7 protein-coding genes are annotated in these 12,561 nt (G+C 73.0%); 2 read left to right on the forward strand and 5 right to left on the reverse strand.

Annotation, left to right across the window (positions count from 1 at the left end):
* Positions 1–129: 129 nt before the first annotated feature.
* From ACFUNE_RS00920 to leuS, 5 genes are all read right to left on the reverse strand, one after another.
* Positions 130–2,436 (reverse strand): ComEC/Rec2 family competence protein, encoded by a 2,307-nt coding sequence (locus ACFUNE_RS00920; protein WP_383560804.1) that lies wholly within the window; start codon positions 2,434–2,436, stop codon positions 130–132.
* 265 nt (positions 2,437–2,701) lie between these two features.
* The gene (locus ACFUNE_RS00925; RefSeq protein ID WP_383560807.1) at positions 2,702–3,565 is read right to left on the reverse strand and encodes a helix-hairpin-helix domain-containing protein; all 864 of its coding nucleotides are present in this window, start codon (positions 3,563–3,565) and stop codon (positions 2,702–2,704) included.
* 604 nt (positions 3,566–4,169) lie between these two features.
* The gene (locus ACFUNE_RS00930; protein WP_383560809.1) at positions 4,170–5,015 is read right to left on the reverse strand and encodes a DegV family protein; all 846 of its coding nucleotides are present in this window, start codon (positions 5,013–5,015) and stop codon (positions 4,170–4,172) included.
* A gap of 199 nt (positions 5,016–5,214) precedes the next feature.
* Positions 5,215–5,910, reverse strand: coding sequence for a hypothetical protein (locus tag ACFUNE_RS00935; RefSeq protein WP_383560812.1), 696 nt, complete (start codon positions 5,908–5,910; stop codon positions 5,215–5,217).
* Positions 5,911–6,280: 370 nt separating this feature from the next.
* A complete protein-coding gene (gene leuS / locus ACFUNE_RS00940; RefSeq protein ID WP_383560815.1) occupies positions 6,281–9,154 on the reverse strand; it encodes a leucine--tRNA ligase in 2,874 nt (957 codons plus the stop codon).
* A gap of 430 nt (positions 9,155–9,584) precedes the next feature.
* Here leuS and ACFUNE_RS00945 point away from each other — a divergent pair, with 430 nt between their 5' ends.
* A complete protein-coding gene (locus tag ACFUNE_RS00945) occupies positions 9,585–10,847 on the forward strand; it encodes a hypothetical protein (protein WP_383560818.1) in 1,263 nt (420 codons plus the stop codon).
* Positions 10,844–12,418 (forward strand): NADH-ubiquinone oxidoreductase-F iron-sulfur binding region domain-containing protein, encoded by a 1,575-nt coding sequence (locus ACFUNE_RS00950; RefSeq protein ID WP_383560820.1) that lies wholly within the window; start codon positions 10,844–10,846, stop codon positions 12,416–12,418. Before ACFUNE_RS00945 ends, ACFUNE_RS00950 begins: the two co-directional genes overlap by 4 nt.
* The last annotated feature ends 143 nt before the right edge of the window (positions 12,419–12,561 follow it).

The following is a 12,561-nucleotide window of genomic DNA, read 5'->3' on the forward strand; positions in this document are numbered from 1 at the left end:
AGGTCTGACGTTGGACACCGGCCTGACAGCGAGCGCCCGCCCGACGGATCGTACGGGCCTTGCGTCGGGGGCGGCTCGGCATCGGGGGCCGGCTCGGCGTCGCGGTGTGATCACGGGCGTGGGCCTCGTTCATGAGCGGCCTGCCGCACGCAGGCCCGCGCCGACGCCCGACACCGCGATCGCCCCGTGGATGTCCGTGCGCAGCACCTTCGCTCCCGTCGCTTCGAGCGCTTCGAGCGTACGAGCCGCCGGATGGCCGTACGGATTGTCCTCACCGCAGCTGATCAGCGCGAGCCTCGGGCGGACGCTGCGCAGGAGTGCGGGGTCCTGATGGGCGGAGCCATGGTGCGCGACCTTGAGCACGTCCACCTCAGGCAGTGCGGGATGGCTGCGCAACACCCCCTGCTGGGCGGGCGGTTCGAGATCTCCCAGGAGGAGCAGGGTCAGCCCGCCGGACCGGACAAGGAGGGTGACGCTGGAATCGTTGGGCTCCTCGGTCACGTAGGCCGGCGATGCCCCGGGCACCCCGGGGGCGGGCCAGAGCACCTGCCAGTCGAGCCGGCCCGCCCGGCGTCGCTCCCCCGGTACGGCCCGGACCACCGGGACGTGTGCCGCTGCGGCCGTCCTCTTCACGAACGCCGCCTGCTCCGGCGGTTCGTCGAGGCTCGTCGTCTGGACGGCACCGACCTCCCGCCCCCGCAGCACACCCGGCAACCCGCGTACGTGGTCGGCGTGGAAGTGGGTCAGCAGCAGAAGGGGCACGCGGGTGATGCCGAGGTCCCGCAGGCACCGGTCCACGAGCCGGGGTTCGGGGCCGGCGTCCACGACCACCCCCGTACCGTCTCCCGCGGCGAGCACCATGGCGTCCCCCTGCCCCACGTCGCACAGTGCGAAGGCCCAGCCCGGCGGCGGCCATCCGGTCATGAACCGGGTGAGCGGCACGGGTCTCAGCACGGCGAGCACCAGCAGGAGCGCGGCGGCGGAGCACACCCAGGGGTGACGGGCCAGGCGGCGGGCGGACAGCACCAGCAGGGTGGTGAGGACGGCCAGGAGGGCCGCACCGCGCCACCCGCCCGGCCAGTCGGCCTCCGCCCCGGGAAGGGCGGCCCCGGTGCGGGCCACGGACGCGATCCATCCGACGGGCCAGCCTGCGGCCTCGGCCAGCAGCTCCGCCACCGCCATGGACGCGGGGGCCACGGCGAGCGCGGCGAACCCCAGCACCGTCGCGGGCGCCACCGCGAACTCGGCGAGCAGATTGCACGGGATCGCGACCAGGCTCACCCTCGACGCGAGAACCACGACCACGGGCGCGCAGACCGCCTGAGCGGCACCCGCGGCGGCGAGCACCTCGGCGAGCCGCGCCGGGACCCCGTGGCGCTGTAGCGCGGCGCTCCATCTCGGGGCCAGGACGAGAAGTGCCCCGGTGGCGAGTACGGACAGCAGGAACCCGTAGCTGCGCGCCAGCCACGGGTCGTACAGCACCAGCAGCAGAACAGCCGCGGCCAGCGCGGGGAGAAGGGACCTGCGCCGGCCCGTCCCGATGGCGAGCAGGGTGATCAGGCCGCAGGCCGCCGCGCGCAGGACGCTCGGTTCGGGACGGCAGACGATCACGAAGGCGAGCGCGATCCCACCACCGGTCAGGGCGGTCACGCGAAGGGAGAGGCCCAGCCTGGGTGCCAGGCCGCGGCGTTCGCTCCGCGATGCGGTGCCCGGTGGGCCGATGAGGAGGAACAGCAGGATCGACAGGTTCGCGCCGGAAACCGCGAGCAGATGGGTCAGGTCGGTGGCCTTGAAGGCATCGTGAAGGTCGGGCGGCACCCGTGAGGTGTCGCCGACGACCAGCCCCGGCAGAAGTGCCCGCGCGTCGGCGTCGAGCCCGTCCGTGGCCTCCCGGAGGCTGAACCGCAGGTGCCCCGCGGTGCGCTGCAGAAAAGTGGGCTCCGAAACGACCTGGGGCGGGTGGTCCGCACCGGTACCGAGCACGGCGGCGATCCGCTCCCCCTCGTGACGGGGCGGAGCGAGCCGGCCGCTTACGCGGAGACCGGTCGAGGGCAGGAGCCGCATCCACCGCGTCGCCGCCTCCCCCGGGGCGACCATCACGAGGACAGGGGTGCGGAGCCTGGTGACCGTGCCGTCAGGTGCGGTCAGCCGGTCGATCTCGGCATCCAGGAGCAGGGACACGGGTTTGCTGTGGTCGCCCCGTACCCGAGGCCGCGTCTGCCGGGGATCGGACGTGACGGTCACCTCCGCCTCGACCCACGCGTATGTCTCGGCCAGTCCGGCGACGGGGCCGGTGCGCGCGTCCGCGCCGTGGAGACCGCCCGCCGCCGCCCCTGCCGCCGCGCAGAGCAGCACCCCGGCAACGACCGTCGTGCGGGCCGCCGTGCGCCCGGCAGGCCCGACATGCTCCGCCGCCCCGGCCGGCGGCCCCGTCATCCGTGTCGGCGCCGCTCCCCTCTGACTGGTCCCGGCTCGCGATACCACCCGCCCCGCGATCCGGGGGACGACGACGAGCACCAGACCGGTGCATGCGCAGAGAACGACCACGGCCGCCACCCACTCTCCCGGTCCTTCCAGGCCAGGGCCGCTGCCGCCCAGGCCGCCAGCGCGGGAGGAACCAGCCGCAGATCGGCCGGAGCCTCCTGGCGGGGGTCGGCAGCGCCCAGCCGCCGCCCCGAATCCGCATGGACGTCAGGCGTGTTCACAGCCGGACCAGCGGTCGCAGGTCCGCGAACCGGCGGTCGCCGATGCCGTCGACCTCACGGAGCTCGTCGACCGAGCGGTATCCCCCGTGCTCGGTGCGGTAGTCGACGATGTGCTGGGCGAGCACCGGCCCTACACCGGGCAGTGTCTCGAGCTGCTCGACCGTGGCCGTGCCCAGGCTCAGCGGCGCCGTCGGTCCCGTCCGCCCCGCCCCGGGGCCCCCGGCTGCCGCTGATCCGTAGTCGGGAGGCGGAGCCCCGGGCATGCCCACCGCCACCTGCTCGCCGTCCGTCAGCACACGCGCGCGGTTGAGCAGGCTGACATCCGCGCCTTCGCGGACTCCTCCCGCGGCCCGCAGGGCGTCCGCGACGCGGGAGCCGGCTGGAAGGTGCCGGACACCCGGCCGACGGACCTTTCCGCTCACGTCGACGACGATCTGCCCGCCGGGCGCGGCGCCGGTCTGCGGTTCCCCGGCCGGTCCGGGCGTGCTGCCGGGCAGCTGAGCGTGCGGGGACTCCGAACCACCCGCCTGGACCGCGGCGGCCTCCGTGACCCTGTCAGGAGCGCGTACGGACTCGGGGCGGGCGGACCAGAAGTGTGCCGTCGCGAACACCGCGGCCCCGACCAGGACGACGGCGAGCGCGGCGAGCGCGCGTGGCTCCAGGCCGCATCGCGGCTGCGCCCACAGGGGTAAGCGGTCCCGCAGGGCGGGCAGGACCTCGCGCCACCACCGCGACCGCCCGGCGATGCCGTCGGGCGTGACCGGACGCGGTGGGAGGGGCGGCCCGGCCGACGGTGCCGCTGCGGCACCCACACCCTGTGCCAGACCCCCTGCGGCACCCACACCCTGTGCCGGGCGCACCGGTTGGACGGCAGCCCAGGAGGGTGTCGCACGGGAGGGCCCCGGCCCGCACGGCGGACCCGCAGCCCCACCTGCCACGGCATCAGGCTCCACCGCGGCAGGTGCCCCGGCCCTCGGCACGGTGGCGGTGGGGGGCACGCCCGCCGAGCGCTCGCCGGCCAGCAGGGCTTCCGCGCGGAGGCGGGAGGCCGCCGCGATCTCGGCAGCCGGCCCGCGCCCGGTACGCCAGCCGCGCCCGTGCCGGGCGCCGTATGCCGCCCCGGGCGAGGTACCGGCGGTCCCGCCGGGGCGGACACCGGGACCCGGCCGGGCCCGCCCGGCGGGCCCGGTCCCGCGGGGCACACGATGGGCGCCGCGGTGCGTGGCCCTGCGCGTGGGCGGGTCCATCGCCGCGTGTGCGGGCAGATCCGCGAGCCGGTGAGCGGGCGGGTCTCCACCATCACCGGTCAGCCACTGCCGGTCGGTCGCGCTGCTCGATGGGGGAAGTGGTGGGAAGGTCATGCCACATGACGCTAGAGACTTCCGCGCAAATCCGCCGACCTGCACCAATTACAGTGGATAACTCTCCAGTTGTGGATAACCGCGTCACCCGGCGGAGTGGCGTTCAGCGTGGTGAGACCACTGCCCCCAGCAGTCCCGGCCCGGTGTGCGCCCCGATCACCGCACCGACCTCGCTCACATGGAGATCGACGAGCCCGGGAACCCGTCCCCGCAGTCGCTCCGCGAGCCGCTCGGCCCCTTCCGGGGCGGCCAGATGATGGACGGCGATGTCCACGGCTCCCGCGCCCGCCCGCGCGGCCACGATCTCCTCGAGCCGCGCGATCGCCTTGGACGCCGTCCGCACCTTCTCCAGCATCTCGATGCGGCCGCCGTCGAGTTGGAGCAGCGGCTTCACGGCCAGGGCCGATCCCAGCAGCGCCTGGGCGGCGCCGATACGCCCGCCTCGGCGCAGGTAGTCCAGTGTGTCGACGTAGAAGAACGCCGATGTGCCCGCCGCCCGCTTCTGTGCCGCCGCGACCGCCTCGTCCGGCCCGCCGCCCCCCTCTGCGGCCTCGGCCGCCGAGAGCGCGCAGAAACCCAGGGCCATGGCGACCATGCCGGTGTCGACCACCTGCACCGGCACGGGTGCGCCCTTCGCGGCGAGCACGGCGGCGTCGTACGTCCCGGAGAACTCGGCCGACAGATGGAGGGAGACGATGTGGGTGGCGCCCCGCTCGGCCACGGCGCGGTACGTGGCGGCGAAGACTTCGGGGCTGGGTCGCGACGTGGTCACGGAGCGGCGCTTCTGAAGAGCCTGCGCCAGCGACCGCGCCGAGATCTCCGTGCCTTCCTCCAGGGCCTGATCGCCCAGGACGACGGTCAGCGGCACCGCGGTGATGCCGTGCCGTTCCATCGTCCGGGGTGGCAGGTAGGCCGTTGAATCGGTGACGATCGCGACATGGCGGGACATGAGCCGGAGATTACCGTCCGCGGCGGGGGCGCGGCAGCCCGGGACCACCCTGCTGATCATTTCCGGTCGGTCCGGCGTCCGTCGATGACGCACCTCGGACTCCGCGAAACCCTTCCGGGCGTCAGGGACACATCCCGTGTCCGCCGCTGCCACAGTCTGCTCCCCGCGCAGCGGGCGGTGTCTCCGCGGCCGGTGCGCGTCAGTTCGTGGTCTCGGGCCTGGCGGACTTCTCCCACGGATAGCCCGTGCTCAGCCGCGGGTCCGGAGGGGTGAGGGACGGCGGCTCCTCATGGGCAGGCTCGCTCCAGTTGTGCCCGGCCGTCTCGCGCTGTGCGGCGGGCTCCTCGGTCGAGGTCGTCCAGTGCCGCAGCGCCCCGGCCTCCAGGTCGATCTGCGCGTTGAGCGCGGCCAGGTCGTCGTCGGCGAACTGCCTCGCCCGGTCCCGCGCCGCCCAGCGCAGTGATTCCGCCGAGTGCGTGATGCGCTCCGTGCGCTCCCTCAGGCCAGGGAGCAGTGTGGCCACCGTCGCCCTGTCGGGCTCGCGTTCCAGGCGCTTGAGGTCGCTGTCGAGCTCACGTCCGTGCGCGCTGAGGCGCTGGAAGAGCCCCAGCGACTCGGAGAGGGAGGCATCCTCGGCGGCCCGGGCGTTCAGCGCCTCCTGGGTGGCACGCATCGATGTGCGCAGTGCGAGTCTCAGCTGCGCGAGTTCGCCCGGCACGCCCGGCTGACCGTAGCTCTTGGCACGCAGCGCGGTGTCCTCCACGGAACGGCGGGCCTGCGTGATGGTCCGGTCCACACCGCGCTTGGCCGCGCGCACCGTCTTGACGCCGGCGTACACGCCGAGCGCCATGAACGCGACGAACAGCAGCGTCAGGATCAGGATCACGGCTTCCATGAACGCCCCTCGGTTGTCGGATCGGCCGCCCGCGTGCGGCCGCCCCTTCTACCGTAAACGGAACGGGCAGGCCAGGGGTTCCATCGGAACCCCCAACCTGCCCGTAGGGGAAAGCCCTGGCCCGCCGCCGGACGGACCGTCCCGGGGCGACCGCGGCACAGGAGCGGTGCGGACGACCCCCGGCACCTGCCACGGCACGACGGCTCCTACCGGACCTGGTGGGACGGCGCGCACCGGCCGGCCCGGTACGCGCCGTCGCACCGGTCGACCCGGCGCGACGGCGCGTACCGGGCACGCCGTGACGGGTGCGCACCGCCCGCACATCGTTCACGCCGCGAAAGCACGCACAGCACGCACCGCCCGGCGGCCGTTATGCGGGAACGATGTTGACCAGCTTCGGCGCCCGCACGATCACCTTGCGGATTCCCGCCCCGCCCAGTGCGGCGACGACGTTCGCGTCGGCCAGGGCCAGTGCCTCCAGCTCCTCGTCCGTGATCGACGGGGAGATCTCCAGGCGTGCCCTGACCTTGCCCTTGATCTGCACCACGCAGGTCACGGTCTCGTCGACGACGTACGCCGGGTCCGCGACCGGGAAGTCCTGGTGCACGACGGACCCGGTGTGGCCCAGCCGGCGCCACAGTTCCTCCGCCACGTGCGGCGCCAGCGGTGCGATCAGCAGCACCAGCCGCTCGGCGACCGACCGGGGCAGCGGGCCGCCCGCCTTGGTCAGATGGTTGTTCAGCTCGGTGACCTTGGCGATGGCGGTGTTGAAGCGCATCCCGGCCATGTCCTGGCCGACACCGTCGATGGCCTTGTGCAGGGCCCGCAGCGTGCCCTCGTCGGGCTCGGTGTCGACGACGGTGACCTCACCGGTCTCCTCGTCGACGACGTTGCGCCACAGCCGCTGCAGCAGCCGGTACTGACCGACCACGGCCCGGGTGTCCCACGGGCGCGAGACGTCCAGCGGCCCCATGGCCATCTCGTACAGCCGCAGGGTGTCGGCACCGTACTCGCCGCAGATCTCGTCGGGCGTCACCGCGTTCTTCAGCGACTTGCCCATCTTGCCCAGGACACGGCTGACCTTCTCGCCACCGTGGAAGTAGGCCCCGTCGCGCTCCTCGACCTCGGTCGCCGGGACCGCGATACCACGGCTGTCCCGGTAGACGAAGGCCTGGATCATGCCCTGGTTGTACAGCTTGTGGAACGGCTCGGCGGACGAGATGTGCCCCAGGTCGTGCAGCACCTTGGACCAGAAACGGGCGTACAGCAGGTGCAGCACCGCGTGCTCGGCACCGCCGACGTACAGGTCGACACCACCCGTCGGCTGCCCCTCGCGCGGCCCCATCCAGTACTGCTCGATCGCCGGGTCGACCAGCCGCTGGTCGTTGTTCGGGTCCAGGTAGCGCAGCTCGTACCAGCAGGAACCCGCCCAGTTCGGCATGGTGTTGGTCTCGCGCCGGTACTTCCGCGGGCCGGCGCCGTCGCCCAGGTCCAGGGTGACGTTGACCCAGTCGGCGTTCCGGGACAGCGGGGTCTCGGGCTGGGTGTCGGCGTCCTCCGGGTCGAAGGTGCGCGGCGAGTAGTCCTCGACCTCGGGCAGCTCCAGCGGCAGCATCGACTCGGGCAGCGGGTGGGCGATGCCGTCCTCGTCGTAGACGATCGGGAAGGGCTCGCCCCAGTAGCGCTGGCGGCTGAACAGCCAGTCGCGCAGGCGGAAGTTGACGGTGCCCTCGCCGACGCCCTGCTCCCGCAGCCACTCGGTGATCCGCGCCTTGGCCTCGACGACGCCCAGGCCGTCCAGCGAGATCTCGTCGTTGGCGGAGTTGACCAGCTTCGCCTCGTACGAGCCGAAGGCGTCGTCCCACGTCGAGGGGTCCAGGCCCCGGCCGTCCGACGGCTCGACGACGCAGCGCATCGGCAGCTCGAAGGCGCGCGCGAAGGCGAAGTCGCGTGCGTCGTGCGCCGGTACGGCCATGATCGCGCCGGTGCCGTAGCCCATCAGGACGTAGTCGGCGATGAAGACGGGGACCTTCTCGCCGCTGACCGGGTTGGTCGCGTAGGCGCCGGTGAACACACCGGTCTTGTCCTTGGCCTCCGCCTGGCGCTCCACGTCCGACTTGGCGGCCGCCTGCTTGCGGTACGCCGTTACGGCCTCCGCGGGGTTCGCGTGACCGCCGGTCCACACCGGGTGGGTGCCTTCGGGCCAGGCGGCGGGGATGATCCGCTCGACCAGCTCGTGCTCGGGGGCCAGCACCATGTAGGTGGCACCGAACAGGGTGTCCTGGCGTGTGGTGAAGACAGTGATGTCACCGGCTCCGTCGACCGGGAAACCGACCCGCGCACCCTCGGAACGACCGATCCAGTTGCGCTGCTGCAGCTTGATGGCCTCGGGCCAGTCCAGGCCGTCCAGGTCGTTCAGCAGGCGGTCGGCGTACGAGGTGATGCGCATGTTCCACTGGCGCAGCTTGGCCTTGAAGACCGGGAAGTTGCCGCGCTCGGAGCGGCCGTCGGCCGTCACCTCTTCGTTGGCCAGCACGGTGCCCAGGCCCGGCGACCAGTTGACGGGGGCGTCCGAGGCGTACGCCAGGCGGTACTGCCCCAGGACGTCGGCCCGGTCGGCGGCGCTCAGCGTGCCCCACTCGCGACCGCCGGGCACCTCGCGCTCAGCGCTCTCGAACTGGGCGACCAGCTCGGCGATCGGGCGCGCCCGGTCGGCCTCGGTGTCGTACCAGGAGTTGAAGATCTGCAGGAAGATCCACTGGGTCCACTTGTAGTAGTCGGCGTCGATCGTGGCGAAGGAACGGCGCTTGTCGTGGCCCAGGCCCAGCCGGCGCAGCTGGACCTTCATGTTCTCCATGTTGGCCTCGGTGGAGGCACGCGGGTGCGTGCCCGTCTGCACGGCGTACTGCTCGGCCGGCAGGCCGAAGGCGTCGAAGCCCAGGGTGTGCAGGACGTTGTGCCCGGTCATCCGCTGGTGGCGGGCGTAGACGTCGGTGGCGATGTAGCCCAGCGGGTGGCCGACATGCAGACCCGCGCCCGAGGGGTACGGGAACATGTCCATGATGAACTTCTTGGGCTTGGCCGCCAGCCCGGTGCCGTCCGTCAGGTCACCGGTCGGGTTCGGCGCCTCGTACGTCCCCTCGGCGTCCCAGAAGTCCTGCCAGCGTGCCTCGATGTCGGCGGCCATCGCTGCCGTGTAGCGGTGCGGCGCGGCCACCTCGGCCGCGGTGTTCGTCTCGCTCATGATCCTCAAAGCTCCATCGATCGTCATCTGCCGGCGCCCACGTCTACGGACACACGTCTACGGAAACGAAAAATCCCCTCGCACAGGAGGGGACGCCGCGCCGAGTCCGACCAGGCATTCTCACCGGTCGGTAGTGATCAGCGCGGCTCGCTGAGCAGAAGGCGTACGGCACGCATGGCGTCAGGGTACCGCACGGGTCCGGCGTCCGGCCCGGCACATATGCCGTCAGAAAAGCCGCGCACGCCTCTCGACCCCGAGGCCGGCGGGCACGTGACCCGCGCGAACCTTCCACACGACCCACACACTCCGGAGGTTACTCCGCGTACTGCCCCCTATCGGGGCAACAACTCAAACCTCGTACCGGCCGGTATACGGCGACCTAGCATGCGGCAACGGGACCGCTTTGCCGAACCATTCGGAGTCGCCCCCCATGAACCCTCATCGCAGGATCCGCTCCTCCCCCGCCCTGAGCGCCGACCAAGGAATGAGCCGCCCGGTGCAGGGCGGGCTGACCGTCGCCGCGCTCGTACTCATCCCTCTCCTCGCCGTCGCCGGGAGCGACGACATGCGTGCCGCGTTCGACTTCACCACCGGCGTCCTTGCGCTGGTCTCCCTCACCGCGGCGGTCGCCTGGGGCCTGCTGGCCACCGACCGCGTGTTCCTCTCGACCCGTCAGCGGCTGATCTGCCAGGGCATCCACCGGGCGGCCGCCGTGAGCTCGCTCGGTCTCCTCCTGCTGCACGGCACCGTGAAGATCGCCCTCGGGCACGTGAGTCTGCTCGGCGCCCTCATACCGTTCAGCACGGGCCTGAGCGGCACCGCAGGCCTCATCGGCTTCGGCTCACTGGCCGGGCTGCTGATGATCACCACCGCGGCGACCGGTGCCATGCGCAGCGCCTTCGCCACCCCCGGCAGGATCGCCGGGCGCTGGCGCGCGCTCCACGCGCTGGCCTACCCGGCCTGGTGTTTCGCACTGGTGCACGGACTGTACGCGGGCCGGCAGCCCGCGACCTGGGTCGTCGTGATGTACATGCTCTGCCTGACGGCGGTGGCCGCCGCGCTCGGCCTGCGCCTGCTGCCCGGCCCGGCCAAACACCTGCTCACCGGTCTGGCCGCCGGCCTGTTCGGCCCGGGAACCCCTCCGTCCGCCTCCGACCCGGTCATACGCTCCGCCCCGCTCCCCGACCCGGGACACGTTCCCCCGCCGCCCGGCCGGGGTCTCCCGCCCGAGGCGCCCGGCTGGGGCGACGACGACCGCGGCGTACGCGGCACCCCGGTCCGCCCCCGGACACTGGCCGCTCCGGCTCCGCCCGCGTACGAACCACTGGCGTACGGGTCGCAGCCGTCGTACGGACCCCCGCCGTACGAGCCTCCGCCGCGCAGTTCCGACCGGCTGGCTCCGGAGCACGTCCCGCCGCCCGCCCCGGCACCGTCCGCGGGTTACCGGGCGGGGATATCCGCGGCGTACCGGGCCGTCGCCCGCCCGGCCGCGCGGCCGGCCGAGACAGCGGACGGCCGCTGGCCCACGCCGTCCCCCGCGCCTCCCGCGCAGACGCTCCGGGCCGCCCACACCCCGTACCCGCCCTCCGCCCCGAACCCCGCCTCCGAGCAGGAGACCGAACAGCTCCCGGGGCCGCTCTACCCGCCCTCGGCGGGAGAACCCTGGCACGCACCAGCAGGAGACCGACCGTGAACGTCCCCCTCCCCGATGTGCCGGAGGTCCGCGTCGTCGGACTCCCCCAGCTGACCACCGGCTTCGACCTGGTGGAACGCCTCGACCTCGCCATGCACCTGAAGGTGCACGGCCCCCTCGAACCGATGACGGGTGAGCGACTGGCCGAACTCGCCGAGTCCGTCTCCCTGCGCGGCCGCGGGGGCGCGGGATTCCCCTTCGGGAAGAAGCTGCGCGCGGTCGCGAAGGCCTCCATACGCCGCGGGGTCCGGCCCGTCGTCGTGATCAACGGCAGCGAGGGCGAGCCGGCCTGCCGCAAGGACACCGTGCTGCTCAACCGCGCCCCGCACCTCATCCTTGACGGCGCCCTGCTCGCCGCCGAGGCGCTCGGCGCACGCACGCTGGTCGTGGCCGTCACGCGCAACTCCACGGAGATCTCCGTACGGACCGCTCTCGCCGAACGCGGTCTCTCCGACCGCCGCGGCCAGCATCTGCGCGCCCGCGTCGTGCGGACGCCGGAGCGCATGGTCTCCGGGGAGGCATCGGCGGTCATACGAGCGGTGAACGGCGGTCCCGCCCTGCCACCGGGCCGACGCGAACGTGCCGCGGAGTCCGGCGTCGCCGGCGCCCCGACCCTCCTGTCGAACGCGGAGACCTACGCACAGCTCGCCGTCGCCGCACGGCTCGGCTCACGGCGCTACGGCCACACGGGCCTGTCCGACGAGCCCGGCACGGTCCTGCTCACCGTCTCCGGGGCCGTCGCGCGCCCGATGGTGATCGAGGTGCCCACCGGAGTGCCCCTGCGTTACGTCCTGCAACTGGCCGGCTCCCCGCCGCTGCCCCAGGGTGTGCTCACCGGCGGCTACCACGGCAACTGGATCGACGCGATCGCCGCGCACGACGCCGTGGTCTCCAGAGCGTCCCTGGCCGCGGCGGGCGGCGCGCTCGGCGCCGGCGCCATCCTGCCGATCGGGCCGGAGACCTGCCCGATCGGTGAGTCGCTGAGGATCGCGAACTGGCTGGCCGCCGAGACCGCGGGCCAGTGCGGTCCGTGCAAGCTGGGTCTCCCGGCCGCCGCCGGCGGCCTCTCCGACGTGCTGAACGGAGGCGGTCCCGCCGCCCTGGAGGCGCTCCGCGAGGTGACCCAGGCCGTGAAGGGCCGCGGGGCGTGCAAGCACCCGGACGGATCCGCCCGCTTCCTGGCATCCACACTCTCGGCGTTCACGGACGACCTCGCCGCGCACGTGCTCGACGGCGGCTGCGGAAGGGAGACGCTCGGGGTGCTGCCGTTGCCCTCGGCCGGCTACGAGGACCTGGAGGAGTCCATCCCGAGCGGCGAGAAGCTGGCGGTGGACTGGACCCTCTGCCAGGGGCACGGCCTCTGCGCGGACATCGTCCCCGAACTGATCAGGCTGGGGCCCGACGGGTATCCGGCACTCGCGGACGCCGCAGTTCCGGTTCATCTGCGGGGCCGGGCCCAGCGTGCCGTACGGCGATGCCCGGCCCTGGCCCTCCGTATCGAACAGGCACCTGCCGAGCGTCCCGCACTCCCGAGCGCCCAACGCAGGGCCCTGGGCAGCGGACGCGGCTGACACGCGTGGCCGCACCGGGGCGGACCGGCCCGGTGTGACGCAAACGACAAGAAGCGGCTCATCCGATTCGGATGAGCCGCTTCTTCACTGTGGTGGGTAATGGAAATTTAAAACTGACAAAAAGGGATCCAAGCAGGCGCGCA

This window comes from Streptomyces sp. NPDC057287 (assembly GCF_042667905.1).
Classification (GTDB): domain Bacteria; phylum Actinomycetota; class Actinomycetes; order Streptomycetales; family Streptomycetaceae; genus Streptomyces.

Excerpts from the sequence above, each read along its gene's own strand:
- ACFUNE_RS00920 (WP_383560804.1), bottom strand. The coding sequence starts at position 2,436 with ATGACGGGGCCGCCGGCCGGGGCGGCGGAGCATGTCGGGCCTGCCGGG.
- ACFUNE_RS00930 (WP_383560809.1), bottom strand. The coding sequence starts at position 5,015 with ATGTCCCGCCATGTCGCGATCGTCACCGATTCAACGGCCTACCTGCCA.
- ACFUNE_RS00935 (WP_383560812.1), bottom strand. The coding sequence starts at position 5,910 with ATGGAAGCCGTGATCCTGATCCTGACGCTGCTGTTCGTCGCGTTCATG.
- leuS (WP_383560815.1), bottom strand. The coding sequence starts at position 9,154 with ATGAGCGAGACGAACACCGCGGCCGAGGTGGCCGCGCCGCACCGCTAC.
- ACFUNE_RS00945 (WP_383560818.1), top strand. The coding sequence starts at position 9,585 with ATGAACCCTCATCGCAGGATCCGCTCCTCCCCCGCCCTGAGCGCCGAC.